The following is a 15,522-nucleotide window of genomic DNA, read 5'->3' as shown; positions in this document are numbered from 1 at the left end:
CACCGGCGTCGGAGGCCGTGGGTCAGTTCTTCTTCTTGCCGTAGCGGGCCTGGAAACGGGCCACGCGGCCGCCGGTGTCCAGGATCTTCTGCTTGCCGGTGTAGAAGGGGTGGCACTCGGAGCAGACCTCGGTGTTGATGGCGCCGTCGGTCTTGGTGCTGCGGGTGGTGAACGAGTTGCCGCAGGTGCAGGTCACCTGGGTCTCGACGTATGCGGGGTGGATCTCGGCCTTCATGATGTCTCCTAGCTCTCGGTCGCTGGGTCGGCGCCCGGCGGGCGCCGTGAACCAGAACCGACGTCCCAGTCTGCCACGACGATCCGGCCGGGGCGAGACCTCTGCGATGCGGTATGCGCCACCCCGGGCAGGTTCATGACCTGCTGACGGTGCTGACGGGGGGGGTGGTGCGGCCCTCAGGCGCTCTCGCGCACCTGCAGGGTGTAGGGAACGGTGCGGATCGCCGCCGGACCGGTCAACGGAATCGTGCCCTCGAGCATTCCGGCCACGAGGTCGACGCACTGCCGGGCCACCTCCTCGCGGTCCACGGCGAGGGTGGTCAGCTCCGGGCTCACCAGGCTGCCGACCTCCAGGCCGTCCATGCCCACCAGGCGCATGCTGTGCGGCACCGGAACATCGCGCAGGCGCAGTGAGCGCAGCAGGTGCACCCCCAGGTCATCGTTGAAGGCGATGATCGCATCGGTCCCATCGGCCAGCAGCGTGCTGATCAGTGAATCGTGATCCCCGCGGAGCGGCGCGGCGTGCACCGGCACCTCGCCCTCGCTGTGCAGCGAGGCGAGGGCGGCGCTGAAAGCCTGCGCCCGGGGGCTCATATCCGGCCCGTCGAGATCCACCACCGCGGGCCGTCGCACCCCTACTGCACGCAGGTGCGCGGCCAGACCCTCGGCGGCTCCGGCGATGTCCAGCCGCACCAGGGCGTAGCGCTCGGGCGCACGGCCGCTGTCATCCAGCTGCACCACGGGCATACCGGTCCCGCCGCTGATATCACCGTCCACCAGGCCGTAGCCCACCAGGGCATCGACGCGCCGAGCGAGCTCGGAGGCCACCCGCTCAGGGTGCGGCGACTGATCCGCCTCGACCATCACGACGCTCCAGCCGCGTGGGGCGCAGGCGCGCACCACCGCGGCGCCGAGATCCGCGAAGTAGGCGTTGGACAGGTCTGAGAGCACGAGCCCGACGGTGACCGGGCCCTTCTCCACCAGTCCGCGGCCGAAACGGCTGGGCCGGTATCGCAGCTCCTGGGCGACAGCCAGGACCTTCTCCCGGGTGGCCGCGCTGATGCCCGGCTGATCGTTCATCGCCCGCGAGACGGTCTGGCGGGAGACGCCGGCCCGGCGGGCGACATCGATGATGGTGGGGCGATCCATGCTGATCAGCGCGTTGACAACGCGAGGTCTCAGTCGTTGCTGCGCGAATGCGAGCCGACGCTGGGCGTGTTCTTCGCGACCATCATGAGGAACTCGGAGTTGGACTGCGTCTTCTTGATCCGCTCCAGCAGCAGCTCGAGGGCCTGCTGCTGCTCGAGCGAGCCGAGCACACGGCGCAGCTTCCACATGATCGCCAGCTCCTCCTTGCCCATGAGGACCTCCTCGCGGCGGGTGCCGGAAGCATTGACGTCCACGGCCGGGAAGATGCGCTTGTCGGCGAGGTTGCGCGAGAGGCGCAGCTCCATGTTGCCGGTGCCCTTGAACTCCTCGAAGATCACCTCGTCCATCTTCGAGCCGGTCTCCACCAGGGCGGAGGCGAGGATGGTCAGGGAGCCGCCGTGCTCGATGTTGCGCGCGGCGCCGAAGAACCGCTTGGGCGGGTACAGCGCCGAGGCGTCCACACCGCCGGAGAGAATGCGGCCGCTGGCGGGGGCGGCAAGGTTGTAGGCGCGCGAGAGACGGGTCAGGGAGTCCAGCAGGACCACCACGTCCCGGCCCATCTCGACCAGGCGCTTGGCGCGCTCGATCGCGAGCTCCGCGACGATCGTGTGATCGCTCGCAGGGCGGTCGAAAGTCGAGGCGATGACCTCCCCCTTGACCGTGCGCTGCATGTCCGTGACCTCCTCGGGGCGCTCGTCGACGAGCACGACCATGAGGTGGACCTCGGGGTTGTTCGTGGTGATGGCGTTGGCGATCTGCTGCATGATGATCGTCTTGCCCGCCTTGGGCGGGGCGACGATCAGGCCGCGCTGGCCCTTGCCGATCGGCGAGACGAGGTCGATCACGCGCGGCGCGAACGGCGAGCCGGAGTGCTCCAGACGCAGGCGCTCCTCGGGGTACAGCGGGGTGAGCTTGCCGAAGTCCACGCGCTGGCGGGCCCGCTCGGGAGTCATGCCGTTGACGGTGTCCACCTGGACCAGGGCCGCATACTTGTTCTGGTTGCCGCCCTTGCCGCGGCGGTTGCGGCCGCGGCCGCCGCCGGAGTGGTGCTGCTCGACGTGGCGCTCCTCCCCCTCCCCGGGGGCCTTGACCTGGCCGGTGATCGCATCGCCCTTGCGCAGGCCGTGCCGCTTGACCTGGTTCATGGTCACGAACACGTCGCTCGGGCCCGGCAGGTAACCGGTGGTGCGCACGTAGGCGTTGTTGTCGCGGATGTCGAGGATCCCGGCGATGGCCATCAGCTCATCGCCCTCGCGGACCTCATCGTCGCCGCCCTGGTTCTGGCCGCCCTGGTGCTGGTCACCGCCCTGGCCGCCGCGCCCGCGCCGCTTGCGGTCGCGCGAGCGATTGCGATTGCGGGAGCGGCCACGGCGCTCCTCATCATCACCGTCGGAGCCCTGGCCGGAACCGCCGCCCTGACCGCGCTGGGAGGAGGACTGGTCACCGCCGGAACGGTCGGGCAGCTCGATGTCCTCCAGGCGACGACGCGGGGCGCCGGCCTGGCGGCCCTCGCCCTGATCGCCCCGGCCACGGCCGGAGCGGTCCCCCCGGTCCCGACGATCATCCTGGCTGCCGCGAACCTGGCCACCACGGTCCTGACGATCCTGGCCGCCGCCGTTCTGGCGGTCCGTGCTCTCGCGCTCATCGTCCTGCCCGCGGCCCTGTCGCTCCTGGCCATCCTCGCGCGGGGTGCGCTCACGGCGGCTGCGGGTCTGCTCCTGCTGCCCGCCGCCGCTGCGCTCGGGCAGCTCGATGCCGAGCGAGGGCGCCGCCTCCGCAGACGGGGCCGACGAATCCTGCTTCGGAGCAGACGTCCGCGGCGCGGCATCGCTCTGCGAGGGGGACTCCTGCGCCGCAGCGGCCTTCTGGCGCGGGGCCGCGGACGGGGCGCTCCCGCCGCTCAGCACCTCGATCAGCTCGCCCTTGCGGAGCCGACGGGCGCCCTTGATCCCTCGCTCAACAGCCATGGCCTGCAGCTCGGGAAGCTTCTTCGCCGCGAGATCCGCGCCGGAGGTGGTGTCGTTCACCAGGGTTCCTTCCTGTCGGACCGGTCTGGCCGGTTCCGTATCGGTCTGGGGGCCGGAACCTGCTGGGACCTCCTGGTCCGCAGCGGCCACGGCCGGGCAGGTCGCCCCCTCGTCGTGCCGCACAGTGCGGGGCACGGGCGACGGCTCTGCCGGAATGCTTCGGGGTGCGTCGGCGGCGGCGCGGGATCGGAGGGCCGCCACGAGGGCGGGCGTCGGATCACGCGGGGCGCTGGTGGGCGATCACATCGCTCGGGACGAACCGCGCACAGAACTTCCCTGCGAGGGAGCTGTGGGGGTCGCCGTCAGGGCGATACCACCGAGACGCAGGCTCAACCTACCACAGGACCTGCGGCCTGCCGACGCAGCGGCACCTGGGCGATCCGCCACACGGCGGGATCGGCCACCGCGCGTCGCACCAGTGCGGCCACCTCGGCCCGCTGGCCGGTCAGGACCAGCACCGAGGGGCCTGCCCCGGAGATGACCGCTGCATGCCCTTCCTGCCGCAGGATCCGCATCAGGTCCACGCTCTCGGGCATACCCGGGGCGCGCTGCTCCTGATGCAGCCGCTCTTCTGTGGCCTCGAGCAGCAGCTGAGGAGCACCGGCGAGCGCATGCACCAGCAGCGCTGCGCGCGCCGCGGTGAACGCTGCATCGGCATGCGGCACCGTCTCGGGCAGCAGGCTGCGTGCCGCCTGCGTGGACAGGGTGGTTCGCGGCAGCAGGACCACGGGATTCACCGCGCCATCGGCCACCTGCAGCGCAGCCGCCCGAGCCAGCTCGCCGTGCATCCAGGACAGCACCACCCCGCCCAGCAGGGCCGGGGCGGCATTGTCAGGATGCCCCTCGAACTCGGTGGCCAGCTGCAGCACGGTCTGGTCATCGAGCGCCTCGGGGTCGGCGATCAGGCCGCGGGCCAACAGCAGCCCGGCCACCGTCGCAGCGGCGCTCGAGCCGAGGCCCCGTCCGTGAGGGATGCGGTTCACCGCGCGCAGGCGCAGCCCCACCTGGGGAGCGCCGGCGTGGTCGAGGCCGCGCCGCAGGGCGCGCACCACCAGGTGCTCCTCCCCTGTCGGGACAGAGTCCGCACCCTCCCCGCTGACAGTGATCTCGACACCGCCGGTGGTGGCCTCCAGCTGCAGCTCATCGCACAGATCCAGGGCCAGGCCCAGGGCGTCGTAGCCGGGGCCGAGGTTCGCGGACGTGGCGGGGACGCGAACTGCCGCTGTGGTGCGCTGGATCCTCACAGCCCGATGGCCTCCGCTGCCGCGGCGATATCCGGCTCGATCACCACCGGGGTGAGGTCGTGCTGGGTCAGCGCGGTGTCGATGTCCTTCAGCCCGTTGCCGGTCACGGTCACGGCGATCCGGGCGCCGGCGGGAACCAGGCCCCGCTCGGCCTGCTGCAGCAGCCCGGCCACGCCGGCCGCGGAGGCGGGCTCTACGAAGATGCCATCCTCCGCGGCGAGCCGCTTCTGCGCGGCGAGGATCTGCTCATCGCTGACCGCGTCGATCAGGCCGCCGGAGTCATCACGGGCGGCGACGGCGAGGTTCCAGGAGGCGGGGGCGCCGATGCGGATCGCGGTGGCGACGGTCTCCGGGTCGGTGATGGAATGCCCGGCCACGAACGGCGCGGCACCGGCGGCCTGAAAACCCCACATGCGCGGCAGAGCCTGCGTCACACCGGCCTCGCGGTACTCGCGGTAGCCCATCCAGTAGGCGGAGATGTTCCCGGCGTTGCCCACCGGCAGCACGTGGATGTCCGGGGCCGCCCCCAGGGCGTCGCACACCTCGAAAGCCGCGGTCTTCTGACCCTGCAGTCGGTAGGGGTTCACGGAATTGACCAGCTCGATGGGATGCTCCGCATCGAGCTTGCGGGCGATCTCCAGGCAGTCATCGAAATTGCCGTCCACCTGGATCAGCGTGGCACCGTGCACCACAGCCTGGGCGAGCTTCCCGGCCGCGATCTTGCCCTGCGGCAGCAGCACCGCGCAGGTCAGCCCCGCCGCGGTGGCGTAGGCGGCGGCAGAGGCAGAGGTGTTGCCGGTGGAGGCGCACACGACGGCGGTCGCACCGTCGGCCTTGGCCTGCGTCATCGCCGAGACCATGCCGCGGTCCTTGAAGGAGCCGGTGGGGTTCATCCCCTCGACCTTCACGTGCACCTCGGCGCCGACGGCCTCGGACAGGGCGCGGGCGTGCACCAGCGGCGTCCCGCCCTCCCCCAGGGTCAGCAGCTCGACATCCGAGGCGAAGGGCAGGTGATCGCGGTACTCGGCGAGGACGCCGCGCCACGGGTGGGCCATCGGGTCAGTCTCCTTCGATGCGGAGGATGGAGTCGATCGAGAGCACGGCGGCGGAGGTGGAGAAGCGGTCCAGGGCCGCGTCCATCGCCAATTCGAGCGCCCGATGGGTGCTGATGCCGATGTGGGCGCTGGCCCCGCGTCCTTCCTCCTGCGCCCCCAGCGGCTCCTGGTGGATGGTGGAGATGGAGATGCCGTACTCGGAGAGCGTACCGGCGATCTCGGCGAGCACGCCGGGACGATCCTCCACGGTCAGGGACAGGTAGAAGGCGCTCCTCAGCTCCGTCAGCGGCACCACGTCCAGCCCGGCGTAGCGGGACTCGCGCGGCCCCACACCCCCGCGCACGCGGGCACGGGCGACAGAGACGAGGTCCCCGAGCACAGCGGAGGCGGTGGGCGAGCCGCCCGCGCCCTGCCCGTAGAACATGAGGGAGCCGGCCGCATCGGCCTCGATGAACACCGCATTGAAGGCCTCGGAGACGGAGGCCAGCGGGTGGTTCTCGGGGATCAGCGCCGGGTAGACGCGCGCGGAGACCCGCTCACCCGCCTCCTCCTCGATGCGCTCCACGATGGACAGCAGCTTGATGACCCGGCCCATGCGCTCGGCGGCAATGATGTCCTGCGCGGTCACCGCGGTGATGCCCTCGCAGTGCACATCGGCCGCCCGCACCCGGGTGTGGAAGGCGAGGGAGGCGAGGATCGAGGCTTTGGCGGCCGCGTCGTGGCCCTGCACATCGGCGGTGGGATCCGCTTCGGCGTACCCCAGCTCCTGGGCGGTTGCGAGGGCATCCTCGAAACTCGCGCCAGTGCGGGTCATGGCGTCGAGGATGTAGTTCGTGGTGCCGTTGACGATGCCGAGCACGCGCTGGATGCGGTCGCCCGCGAGGGACTCACGCACCGGGCGCACGAGCGGGATCGCCCCGGCCACGGCGGCCTCGAAGTAGAGGTCCACGCCGTGCTCATCGGCTGCCTCGTACAGCTCAGCGCCGTCCTGCGCCAGCAGGGCCTTATTCGCGGTGACCACGGAGGCGCCGTGGGCCATAGCCTCCAGCAGCAGGCTGCGGGCGGGCTCGATCCCGCCCATCAGCTCCACCACGAGGTCCGCCTCGCGCACCAGGGAGGAGGCATCGGCGGTCAGCAGCTCGGTGGGCACGTGCTCGCCGCGGTCGCGCTCGAGATCGCGCACGGCCACGCCGATCACCTCGAGGCGGCCGCCGATGCGCTGGGCGAGGTCCTCGCCCTGCTGCTGGATCAGGCGCAGCACTTCGCTGCCGACGGTGCCGGCACCGAGCACGGCCACGCGCAGGGTCGGCAGCTGCTCCAGAGGCGGGGTCGCCGCGTCCGCGGTGGGCGCGGGGTCGCTGGAGTCGCGGGGGGTCATCGGGGCATGCGATGTCATCGGTGAAAAGGTCCTTCCCCAGGGCCGATGGGCGGGCTCTGGCACTCTAACCGAGCCGCTCGCCGCATCGTGTCCCTGCGTGAACGTGCGTGACGCCGGGCACGGGTGCGCAGCGGCGGGATGCTCAGCCCATGTCCAGGCCCAGCAGGTCCTCCTCGGTCTCGCGGCGGATCAGGGTGCGGATGGTGCCGTCCTTGACGGCGATGACGGGCGGGCGCGGGACATGGTTGTAGGTGGAGGACAGGGAGTAGCAGTACGCGCCGGTGACGGGCACGGAGATGAGGTCACCGCGCTGGATATCGCCGGGCAGGTACTCGTCCTTGACGACGATGTCGCCGCTCTCGCAGTGCTTGCCCACCACCCGCACCACCTCCGGTTCGACGTCGGAGACCCGGGAGGTCAGCAGCACCGAGTAGTCGGCGTCGTACAGGGCGGTGCGGATGTTGTCGCTCATGCCGCCGTCCACGGAGACGTAGACGCGGTGATGCGGACCGCCCAGGCGCACGTCCTTGACGGTGCCGACGGTGTACAGCGTCTGCGTGGACGGACCGGCGATCGCCCGTCCCGGCTCGAAGGACAGGTGCGGGACGGTGAGCCCGAGCGCGGCGCACTGGGTGCCGATGATCCGGGCGATGCCGGTGGCGAGCACCTCCGGGGTGGCGGGGGTGTGCTGGGTGTTGTACATGACGCCGAAGCCGCCGCCGAGGTCCAGGCTCGTCACCTCATGCCCCAGCTCATCGCGCACCTGGGCGGTGAGCTGGAGGACCCGGCGGGCGGCGATCTCGAAGCCGCCGACGTCGAAGATCTGCGAGCCGATATGGGAGTGCAGGCCCACCAGGTCCAGGTGCTGTGCGGCGAGGGTGCGCCGCACGGCCTCGAACGCGATGCCTCCGGTGACGGAGAGGCCGAACTTCTGGTCCTCGTGGGCGGTGGCGATGAAGGCATGGGTATGCGCCTCCACGCCGGTGGTGACGCGCAGCATCACGGGGGCGCGGCACCCGAGCTCCGCGGCCAGGGAGTTCACCTGCTCGATCTCCGGGAGGGAGTCGATGACGATGCGGCCCACGCCCGCTTCGAGGGCCCGACGGATCTCGACATCGGACTTGTTGTTGCCGTGCAGGGCGATGCGTTCGGCGGGCATTCCGCCGCGCAGCGCCACGGCGAGTTCTCCGCCGGTGCACACGTCCAGGCCCAGCCCGTCGGCGTGGACCCAGCGCGCCACCTCGGTGCACAAAAACGCCTTGCCCGCGTAATAGGTGTCCGCTCCGGCGAGCGGCGCGAAGGCATCCGCGAATGCGTCCCGGAAGCGCCGGGCGCGGGCGCGGAAGTCCTCCTCGTCGAGCACGAAGGCGGGGGTGCCCACCTCCTCGGCGATGCGGTGAACATCCACCCCGCCGACCTCCAGCGCACCGTCCGCGCGGCGGCGGCACGTGGTCGACCACAGTCCGTCCAGCAGCGCGTTGACATCGGCGGGATAGGGCAGCCAGGTGGGGGCGGCATCGTTGCCGTGCAGGGCTCCGGCCTCGTGGGCGCGCATTCTCACTCCTGGATGTGCGGGCAGCACCGCGCGGCGGCGCGGCGCCCTGAAAGCCTAGGCGTCACCCGCGCTGGACGTCCGCTCGGTCCATGAGGCGAACCTGCAGCATGCGCGGCTTTTCGCACCCTGCGCGCGCGAGCGTGAGGGATCCCACTTGGTAGGGTCGATACCACGGCGTGGGTGCCGCCCGGCAGATCCCCGTCGGCGCCGGTCACCTCCGCCCTCCCCACTGTCTTGCGAAGGAGACCCCGGTGTCAGACCAGCCCGCCCGCGCCCCTCATCACGAGCTCGTCGTCGTCGCCAACCGGCTGCCGGTGGATGCCCGCACCCTGCCCGATGGCGCCACCGAATGGGTCACCAGCCCCGGCGGTCTGGTCACCGCGATGGAGTCGGTCATGCGCACCGTGGACTCCGGTGCCTGGGTGGGCTGGGCCGGGTCGCCCGGCGACGCCCCCGAGCCCTTCGAGGCCGATGGGATGAGCCTGTTCCCGGTGCGCCTCGAGCAGGAGGAGGTGGAGCGCTACTACGAGGGTTTCTCCAATGCGACCCTGTGGCCGCTCTACCACGATGTCATCGTGGATCCGGAGTTCCATCGCACCTGGTGGGACGCCTATCTGAGCGCCAATCAGCGCTTCGCCCGCTCGGCCGCGGCGGTCACCGCGCAGGGCGGGACCATCTGGGTGCACGACTACCAGCTGCAGCTGGTGCCGCGGATGATCCGGGATGAGCGCTCCGATGTGCGCATCGGCTTCTTCAACCACATCCCCTTCCCCCCGGTGGAGCTGTTCAGCCAGCTGCCCAAGCGCAATGCGATTCTGCGCGGCCTGCTGGGGGCGGACCTCATCGGCTTCCAGCGCGAGAGCGATTCGCTGAACTTCGTGGCTGCGGTGCGGCGTCTGCTGGGCTACCACGTGGATGGAATGACGATCTCGGTGCCGGGGCTGGGCGCAGCGCCGATGCGGGAGGTGCTCGTGCAGACCTTCCCGATCTCGATCGACTCCGCCGCGGTCTCCGCCCTCACCGAGGATCCCCAGATCCGCGAGCGCGCCGCTCAGCTGCGCCGCGACATGGGCGATCCGAAGAAGGTGGTGCTGGGCGTGGATCGTCTGGACTACACCAAGGGCATCCGGCATCGCCTCAAGGCCTGGGGCGAGCTACTCAACGACGGCTCGATCGACCCGCAGGACACCGTGATGATCCAGGTGGCGACGCCCTCTCGGGAGCGGGTGGAGGCCTACCGGCAGCTGCGCGATGAGGTGGAGCTGACGGTGGGGCGCATCAACGGCGAACATGCGCCGATCGGGCGCCCGGCCGTGTCCTATCAGCATCATTCCTTCGACCGGCGGGATATGACCGCTCTGTTCATGGCCGCCGATGTGGTGCTCGTGACCGCGCTGCGGGACGGCATGAACCTCGTGGCGAAGGAGTACGTGGCCTCCCGCCCGGATCTGCGGGGCGTGCTGGTGCTGTCCGAGTTCGCCGGTGCGGCCGATGAGCTGCGGGCCGCGGTGCTTGTGAACCCGCATGACATCGATGAGCTCAAGGCGGCGATCCTCAAGGCGCTGGCGATGCCCGAGGATGAGCAGGAGGGGGCGATGCGCTCCCTGCGCCACCAGGTGATGGAGCACGATGTGCAGTCCTGGGCGCATGACTTCCTGTCCCGTCTGGAGGAGGCGGGCCGGCCCGAGGAGCAGGGGCCCGCCGTGATCCGCCTGAGCGGCGATGAGCTGAGCAGCCCGGAGCAGATCGAGCAGTCTCTCGCGGCATTCGCGCGGATTCCGCGCCTGCTGATCGCCTCGGACTTCGACGGGGTGATCGCCCCGATCGTGTCCGACCGCGATGCGGTCCAGCCCGAGCAGCGCAGCCTCACCGCTCTGCGGGAGCTCGCGGGACTGCCCTCGGTCGCGGTGGCGTTGGTGTCCGGTCGGGCCCTCGCCGATCTGGACTCGCACACCCACATGCCCAGCTCCGTGGTGCTCGTCGGATCCCATGGGGCGGAGGTGGGGGCGCTGCCGCCGTGGATGCAGGCAGAGGTGCTGGACCAGTCCGCGCTGGCGATGAATGACGCGAAGGCGGAGCTGCTGGAGCAGGTCACCGCGCATCTGGAGCGGATCGCGCGGGCGCATCCGGGCACCGAGGTGGAGCGCAAGCCCACCGCCGCGGTGCTGCACACCCGCAATGCGAAGGGCCGCGGCGGGCTGAACGCCACTGACGCCGCGCTCGAATACGGCTTCAGCCTGCCGGAGGTCACGGTGACACCGGGCAAGGAGGTCGTGGAGTTCGCCGTGGTGCACACCTCCAAGGGCGCCGCCGTGGAGACCCTCGCGCGGGCCAGCGCGGCCGATGCATGGCTCTACCTGGGTGACGACGTCACCGATGAGAGCGTCTTCGCACGCCTGGGCGAGCAGGACCTGGGCATCAAGGTGGGCGAGGGCGATACCGCGGCCGCGCTGCGCGTGGCGGACACCGAGGCGGCACGCGATGTGCTCGAGCGTCTGCTGACCCTGCGCAGCGAGCGCGGCTGAGCGCGTCGCGGCACCCCCGCACAGAACCTGAAACAGGTCAGCTCCGGCAAAAACCGGGGCTGACCTGTTGTTCCATCAGCGCCCCCGACAGGATTCGAACCTACGACCTTCTGCTCCGGAGGCAGACGCTCTATCCACTGAGCTACAGGGGCTGACCGGATAAGACTAGCAACACCGCGCCGCCCTGGCCGGTCCTGGCCCGGGTGCGGCGCGGGATGTAAGCGACCTCACCGCGGCAGCGGCAGCTGCGCGCCGTGCAGCAGCGCGGAGGGATCCGCGGCGATCCCCAAGCCGCTGGGCTCAGCGCCCGCATGGACCAGCAGGTCCCCGACGGCCGCGATCATCGCGCCGTTGTCGGTGCACAGGCGCGGCGGCGGAATGCGCAGGTCGATCCCCAGGGCGTCGCAGTGCTCCTGGGCCTGCGCGCGCAGCCGCGCATTCGCGGCCACCCCGCCGACGATGATCAGGGTGTCCAGGCCCTGGTCCTGCACGGCCCGCAGCGCCTTGGTGACCAGCACATCGACGACCGCCTGTTCGAAGGAGGCGGCGATGTCCGCGACCGGCACGCTCTCGCCGGCCCGCTCAAGGGTCTCCACGGTGCGGGCCACCGCGGTCTTGAGCCCGGAGAAGGAGAAGGTGTACGGGGCATCCTGGGGGCGCAGCATCGCCCGCGGGAAGCTGAAGGAGGTGGGATCTCCGTCGGCGGCGGCGCGGGAGATCACCGGGCCGCCCGGATAGCCGAGCCCCAGCAGACGCGCCACCTTGTCGAAGGCCTCCCCCGCAGCGTCATCAAGGGTGTCGCCCAGGTGCTCGATGGGATCACGCACGAGGTCACCGACGGCGAGGATCGAGGTGTGACCGCCGGAGACGATGAGAACGATGCTGCGTTCAGGCAACGGACCGTGCTCGAGGACATCGGCAGCGGCATGGCCCGCCAGATGGTGCACCCCGTACAGCGGGACGTCCAGCGACCAGGCGATGGACTTCGCCGCCGCGAGGCCGACGTGCACGGCGGTCGCCAGGCCCGGCCCGGAGGTCGCGGCGACGTGGGTGATGTCGCGCAGCTCGACGCCCGCATCGGCCAGGGCGACCTGCAGGGTGGGCACCGCCACATCGAGGTGCGCGCGAGCAGCGATCTCGGGGACGACACCGCCGAACTCAGCGTGCCGGGCAGCGCTCGAGGCGAGACCCTGGCCCAGCAGTCGGCCCTCGGAGACGATCCCGAAGCCGGTCTCGTCGCAGGAGGATTCGACTCCCAGGACGATGGGAGCGGTCACTGCAGGAAGGACATCGGGTTGGAGTAGTTTCCGTTGGCGTCCATCTTCGCGAAGTGCAGGTGGCAGCCGGTGGAGCGCCCGGTGGAGCCGACGTAGCCGACGACGTCCCCGGCCTGCACGGTCGCGCCCACCGAGGTGGCGAAGCCGGAGAGATGGTAGTAGCCGGAGATCTCACCATTGCCGTGGTCGACCTTCACACGGTTGCCGGAGGCGCCGTTGTACTCGACGGCCACGACTGTGCCGGCCCGGACGGAGCGCACGGGGGTGCCGCACCCGGCGGAGAAGTCCACGCCCTCGTGCATCTTGGAGTAGCCGAGGATGGGGTGGATGCGGTAGCCGTAGCCGGAGGTGATGGGGCCGGGCACGGGGCGGACGGTCCCGGAGGTGGCGGCCGGAGCGGTGCTGGCGTCAGCGGTGCCCTCGCCGTTCTCGGCGGCTTCGGCCGCGGGCTCGACGACGGGCTCGGGCTCCTCGACCTCGACGGTGATGCCGGTGTTTTCAGCCTCCTGCTCCTGCGCGGCGTCCTCGGACGTCTCCTTCTCCTCCGCCGGGGAGGTGCGCTCCTCGGAGCGGCTGGCAGCGGAGTCCGTATCGCGCACCTCAGCGTCAGCCTTGGCGGCGGTCGGAATGGAGACGGGCGCGGCGTCCTGCGGGGCGACCTGCGGGGCCTGCTGGGCCATCGGCGCGGGAAGCGGGGCGGAGTCCTCGATGCCGGCGGCAGCGGCAGCCAACGGCGCGGCGATGGTCGCGGTGGCCAGAACGCCGACGACACCGACCTTCACGGCGCCACCGGGGACGCAGGAATCACGGTGGGTGCCCCCCACGGAGCGGGGCTTGCGCACGGCGGCGCGACCTTCGGCGCGGTGATTGGCCACGGGGCAACCTCTTCCTGCTTCGACGGCGGTTTCCTTGCAATGACGTTCGTCCGGTCGCGACGCCGGACAGGGAAGGACGCGTCGCCGAACAACGCGATCCAACGTACGCCGGAAATTCATGAACAACGTCCTGGTCAACCCGCTCATTGCCAAGTTTTTGCCGACCGGGCCCGGCACTGGCCGAGACTTGACGAACGACGCGTCCAGATGGGGACTGGGTCACATCGGACGCACTCGCATCCCCGCTCGCGCCGCCTCTCACAGGCGGTCCCGCAGGGTCCGCATTACAGTGGCGCCATGTCGAGCACAGAGCAGCACAGCTCCTCGTCCCCGGCCCCCGTGCGCGTAGTGGTCATCGAGGATGAGCCCACAATCACCCGGGCCATCGCCGATCGCCTGACAGCCGAGGGCTGGGATGTGGCCACCGCGCTCGATGGCCCCTCGGGTGTGCGCACCGTGTCCGAGCATCGGCCCGACGTCGTGGTCCTGGATGTCATGCTCCCCGGTTTCGACGGGCTTGAGGTATGCCGTCGGATCCAGGCCGAGGACCCAGTCCCGGTGCTCATGCTGACCGCCCGGGACGATGAGACCGACATGCTCGTGGGCCTCGGCGTGGGGGCCGATGACTACATGACCAAGCCCTTCTCGATGCGCGAGCTCGTCGCCCGGCTCAAGGCGCTGCTGCGCCGGGTGCGTCGCACGAGCGCCCCGGCCGCTCCCGGGCCGGAACCGCAGATGGCGCTGCAGATCGGCGACCTGGTGATCGACCGGGCGGGCCGACGGGTGATGCGCGGGGGCGTCCCGGCGCATCTGACGCCCACCGAGTTCGATCTGCTGCTGTGCCTGGCGAGCACCCCCGGTACGGTCCTGACCCGGGAGCAGCTGCTGGCCGATGTCTGGGACTGGGTGGATGCCACCGGCACCCGCACCGTGGACTCCCACGTCAAGGCGCTGCGCCGCAAGCTCGGCGCCGATCTGGTGCGCACCGTCCACGGTGTGGGCTACGCACTTGAGGTGCCCGCGGACGAGCCCGAGGACTCGTGAGCGGCTCCGTGCCCGCACCGCGCAGTCGCGTTCCCGATCGGCTGGATCTGCGACCGCTGGACCGCCTGCGCTCCTTCAAGGTCAAGCTCGGGGTGCTCGTGGCTGTGAGCGTGACGGTCGCCGCCCTGCTGACCCAGATCTCGATCCGCGCCGGAGTCGCCCCCCTTCTGGCTCTGCCCCTGGTGGTGGTCCTCGCACTGGTCTCCACCCAGGTGCTGGCGCGCGGGATGACCTCCCCGCTGCGGGAGATGACCTCAGCGGCCCGGGCCATGGCCCGCGGGGACTACAGCCGCGATGTTCGTGCCACCAGCCGTGACGAAGTGGGCCAGCTGGCCGCGGCGTTCTCCACCATGGCCGCGGAGCTGGAGCAGACCGACCGCACCCGTCGGGAGCTGGTGGCCAATGTGTCCCATGAGCTGCGCACCCCGGTCGCGGGGCTGCGCGCGCAGCTGGAGAACCTGGTGGACGGGGTGACCGAGCCGGATCCGGCAGCGCTCGAAGTGGCCCTGACCGAAACGGAGCGTCTCTCCCAGCTCGTGGACCACCTGCTGGACCTCTCCCGCTTGGATGCGGGGGTGATCGAGCTGGATCTGGAGATCGTGGAGCTGACCCCGTTCCTGCACGAAGTCGTGGACGCAGCCTCTCTCGCCGCTGGCGGACGGGATGTGCGCTGGATCGTCGAGGTGGAGCCGCCGGACCTCACGGTCGAGGCCGATGCTGCGCGACTCCACCAGGTGATCCACAACCTGCTGGAGAACGCCGCCCGCCACTCCCCCGTCGGCGGCCGCATCCACGTCTGCGCCGCGTCCGCGCAGGAGGGCGCCGGGGTGCGCATCGACGTGCATGACGAAGGCCCGGGGATCGCGCGGGAGGATCGCGCGCGGGTGTTCGAACGTTTCCAGCGGGGCGGCTCCCCGGATTCCTCGGGCGGCACGGGTCTGGGCCTGGCGATCGCGCGCTGGGCAGTGGGTCTGCATGGCGGGACGATCGACGTCGCCGATGACCCGCGGGCCGAGGCCGCCCACGATGGACGCTCCTCCCTCATCCGCGTTGTCCTTCCGATGCGGCAGGGACGCGAGGGTGACCGCCTGACGTGATGTCTCCCACGAATCTGCGGGCCTTTGGTCCCGTTCACGGAGCGCCCGCCGGGCCTGCAGTG

Annotated in this window: 12 protein-coding genes and 1 tRNA gene; 3 read left to right on the top strand and 10 right to left on the bottom strand. The window is 70.9% G+C overall.

Annotation, left to right across the window (positions count from 1 at the left end):
* Positions 1–22: 22 nt before the first annotated feature.
* The 7 genes from rpmE to lysA all read right to left on the bottom strand — a co-directional run bounded on the left by rpmE (position 23) and on the right by lysA (position 8,642).
* On the bottom strand, positions 23–235 hold the full coding sequence (gene rpmE / locus CJ197_RS02485; protein ID WP_102235167.1) for a 50S ribosomal protein L31: 213 nt from the start codon (positions 233–235) through the stop codon (positions 23–25).
* A gap of 176 nt (positions 236–411) precedes the next feature.
* Positions 412–1,383, bottom strand: coding sequence for a LacI family DNA-binding transcriptional regulator (locus tag CJ197_RS02480; protein WP_102235166.1), 972 nt, complete (start codon positions 1,381–1,383; stop codon positions 412–414).
* A 29-nt stretch (positions 1,384–1,412) separates the two neighbouring features.
* On the bottom strand, positions 1,413–3,410 hold the full coding sequence (gene rho / locus CJ197_RS02475; RefSeq protein WP_102235165.1) for a transcription termination factor Rho: 1,998 nt from the start codon (positions 3,408–3,410) through the stop codon (positions 1,413–1,415).
* A gap of 329 nt (positions 3,411–3,739) precedes the next feature.
* On the bottom strand, positions 3,740–4,654 hold the full coding sequence (thrB, locus tag CJ197_RS02470; RefSeq protein ID WP_102235164.1) for a homoserine kinase: 915 nt from the start codon (positions 4,652–4,654) through the stop codon (positions 3,740–3,742).
* Complete coding sequence (thrC, locus tag CJ197_RS02465; protein ID WP_102235163.1) at positions 4,651–5,709, bottom strand: threonine synthase; 1,059 nt, start codon at positions 5,707–5,709, stop codon at positions 4,651–4,653. Before thrC ends, thrB begins: the two co-directional genes overlap by 4 nt.
* A gap of 4 nt (positions 5,710–5,713) precedes the next feature.
* On the bottom strand, positions 5,714–7,087 hold the full coding sequence (locus tag CJ197_RS02460) for a homoserine dehydrogenase (RefSeq protein ID WP_102235272.1): 1,374 nt from the start codon (positions 7,085–7,087) through the stop codon (positions 5,714–5,716).
* A 142-nt stretch (positions 7,088–7,229) separates the two neighbouring features.
* Positions 7,230–8,642 carry a diaminopimelate decarboxylase gene (gene lysA / locus CJ197_RS02455; protein WP_102235162.1) on the bottom strand — a complete coding sequence of 471 codons (1,413 nt, stop codon included), beginning with the start codon at positions 8,640–8,642 and terminating at the stop codon, positions 7,230–7,232.
* A gap of 251 nt (positions 8,643–8,893) precedes the next feature.
* Here lysA and CJ197_RS02450 point away from each other — a divergent pair, with 251 nt between their 5' ends.
* Positions 8,894–11,167 (top strand): bifunctional alpha,alpha-trehalose-phosphate synthase (UDP-forming)/trehalose-phosphatase, encoded by a 2,274-nt coding sequence (locus CJ197_RS02450; RefSeq protein ID WP_102235161.1) that lies wholly within the window; start codon positions 8,894–8,896, stop codon positions 11,165–11,167.
* A gap of 79 nt (positions 11,168–11,246) precedes the next feature.
* Here the strand turns inward: CJ197_RS02450 and CJ197_RS02445 are convergent.
* From CJ197_RS02445 to CJ197_RS02435, 3 genes are all read right to left on the bottom strand, one after another.
* Positions 11,247–11,319 (bottom strand) — tRNA-Arg (locus CJ197_RS02445).
* Between the two features lie 75 nt (positions 11,320–11,394).
* Positions 11,395–12,444: a tRNA (adenosine(37)-N6)-threonylcarbamoyltransferase complex transferase subunit TsaD gene (gene tsaD / locus CJ197_RS02440; protein WP_102235160.1), complete on the bottom strand. Its 1,050-nt coding sequence runs from the start codon at positions 12,442–12,444 to the stop codon at positions 11,395–11,397.
* Positions 12,441–13,319, bottom strand: a complete 879-nt coding sequence (locus CJ197_RS02435) for a M23 family metallopeptidase (RefSeq protein ID WP_233190602.1) — start codon at positions 13,317–13,319, stop codon at positions 12,441–12,443. Before CJ197_RS02435 ends, tsaD begins: the two co-directional genes overlap by 4 nt.
* A gap of 297 nt (positions 13,320–13,616) precedes the next feature.
* Between CJ197_RS02435 and CJ197_RS02430 the strand changes: the two genes are divergently transcribed.
* Both CJ197_RS02430 and CJ197_RS02425 read left to right on the top strand, forming a co-directional pair.
* Positions 13,617–14,363 carry a response regulator transcription factor gene (locus CJ197_RS02430; RefSeq protein WP_102235159.1) on the top strand — a complete coding sequence of 249 codons (747 nt, stop codon included), beginning with the start codon at positions 13,617–13,619 and terminating at the stop codon, positions 14,361–14,363.
* Positions 14,360–15,460 (top strand): ATP-binding protein, encoded by a 1,101-nt coding sequence (locus CJ197_RS02425; RefSeq protein ID WP_102235158.1) that lies wholly within the window; start codon positions 14,360–14,362, stop codon positions 15,458–15,460. Before CJ197_RS02430 ends, CJ197_RS02425 begins: the two co-directional genes overlap by 4 nt.
* Positions 15,461–15,522 lie beyond the last annotated feature (62 nt).

Origin of the sequence: Brachybacterium sp. UMB0905 (assembly GCF_002871795.1) — a bacterium.
Lineage (GTDB): Bacteria > Actinomycetota > Actinomycetes > Actinomycetales > Dermabacteraceae > Brachybacterium.
The sequence above is the reverse complement of the archived record's forward strand: the minus strand, read 5'-3'. Positions and strand labels throughout refer to the sequence as shown.

Coding starts and splice junctions, on each gene's coding strand:
- rpmE (WP_102235167.1), bottom strand. CDS start 235: ATGAAGGCCGAGATCCACCCCGCATACGTCGAGACCCAGGTGACCTGC.
- CJ197_RS02480 (WP_102235166.1), bottom strand. CDS start 1,383: ATGGATCGCCCCACCATCATCGATGTCGCCCGCCGGGCCGGCGTCTCC.
- thrC (WP_102235163.1), bottom strand. CDS start 5,709: ATGGCCCACCCGTGGCGCGGCGTCCTCGCCGAGTACCGCGATCACCTG.
- CJ197_RS02460 (WP_102235272.1), bottom strand. CDS start 7,087: ATGACCCCCCGCGACTCCAGCGACCCCGCGCCCACCGCGGACGCGGCG.
- lysA (WP_102235162.1), bottom strand. CDS start 8,642: ATGCGCGCCCACGAGGCCGGAGCCCTGCACGGCAACGATGCCGCCCCC.
- CJ197_RS02430 (WP_102235159.1), top strand. CDS start 13,617: ATGTCGAGCACAGAGCAGCACAGCTCCTCGTCCCCGGCCCCCGTGCGC.